Raw genomic sequence first — 1303 nt, 5'->3', positions numbered from 1 at the left:
CTGGTGGCGGCTGCGCCGCGCGGGCGCCACGATCTGACCAGAGACCCCACAACCCTCGGGACGGGACCCCACAACCGTGCGGGGTCCCGTCCCGGGCTCAGTCCTGGTGGAGCTGGACCAAGTTCCCGAACGTGTCGTCGAAGACGGCCGTGAGACCGGCGGGGCCTTCGGCGGGCTCGCCGCGGAAGGCGACCCCCGCCGCGGTGAGTCGCTCGTACTCGGCGCGCACGTCGCCCGAGCCGAAGACGATCGCCGGGAGGCCCTGCTCGTAGACGCCACTGCGGTACGCCTCGGCGACGGGGTTGTCGCTCGGCTCGAGCAGGAGCCCCAGGCCCGGCGTGCCGGGCGAGGAGACAATGAACAGATTCGCCTCCGGCATCGCCATGAGCGTGTCGAAGCCAAGGGTCTCAGTGTAGAACGAATGGGCGGCGGCGGGGTCGGTCACGTGGATGCTGCACATCTTGACTCGCATTCGACCAGCCTAGGTGGGCCCTCCGCGGCTCGCTAGGACCGCGGCCGCCGGCGGGAACTCATACGCCGACGGAACGCGCCCGCCACCGCGACGGCGACGCTCAGCACGATCGCCACGACGCCCGGCCCCGTCACAGGCTGCTCGAGCCACCCGGCCCACAGTGTGGCCGTAGGCAGGAGAAGCATCGCGGGAATCGCCGCCGCGACGAGGGCCGCGACGTTGACGCCGATCCGCTCCGCCGGCCCGAGCCGCGCGGCTGGCCGGGCGCGGCGATTCCGCCAGTCCTCGGCGATGAGCCGGGGCACCCGCGAAACGTAGACGACGACGTGAACGAGGATGAGCACGAGCCAGCCGAGGAAGCTCACCACATGGATCCGCAGGAGGAGGGCCGGCGCCGGGCCGGTGAAGGCCAAGGCGACCCCGCTCCCGATGACGGCAACCGTGAACGCCAGCAGCAGCGGAGAGAGCACGCGCATCACGGGGTTCGGCGGTCCCTTGCGCCGATACGCCGGATGCCGCGCGTAGTAGCGCACAAACCGCCATCCGGTCGACGCCGTCTTGACCGCGACGGGGCCGATCAGGAGCACCCCGACGAAGAAGTGCAGCGGCATGAGGCTCCGCAGCTGGATCAGCGTGACGATCTCGACGGCGAACAGCACGAGCAAGACCGCGCCGGCCAGCGCCGTCAGCCGCTCATTTCCGGCCACATCGGCTTCGCCTCTCGAGCCGCCCTCCGGGGCACGGTCCGGCGAATCGGGCGCATCGGGACTCGTCACTTCTCCTCCAGGATCTGCGGCGAGTGTAGCCCCGCTTCCCCGGATGCGGCTGGGT

General features: G+C 71.1%; 2 protein-coding genes. Both read right to left on the bottom strand.

The window, feature by feature from the left end; all coding sequences use genetic code 11:
* Positions 1 to 97: 97 nt before the first annotated feature.
* Positions 98 to 472 (bottom strand): VOC family protein, encoded by a 375-nt coding sequence (locus tag ACLN58_RS22290; RefSeq protein ID WP_415857388.1) that lies wholly within the window; start codon positions 470 to 472, stop codon positions 98 to 100.
* 32 nt (positions 473 to 504) lie between these two features.
* Positions 505 to 1248, bottom strand: coding sequence for a hypothetical protein (locus ACLN58_RS22285; protein WP_415857387.1), 744 nt, complete (start codon positions 1246 to 1248; stop codon positions 505 to 507).
* Between the last annotated feature and the right edge of the window lie 55 nt (positions 1249 to 1303).

It is taken from the genome of Sinomonas sp. G460-2 (genome assembly GCF_047759905.1).
Classification (GTDB): domain Bacteria; phylum Actinomycetota; class Actinomycetes; order Actinomycetales; family Micrococcaceae; genus Sinomonas.
This window is presented reverse-complemented; position numbering and strand designations above follow the sequence as displayed.

Coding starts and splice junctions, on each gene's coding strand:
- ACLN58_RS22290 (WP_415857388.1), bottom strand. CDS start 472: ATGCGAGTCAAGATGTGCAGCATCCACGTGACCGACCCCGCCGCCGCC.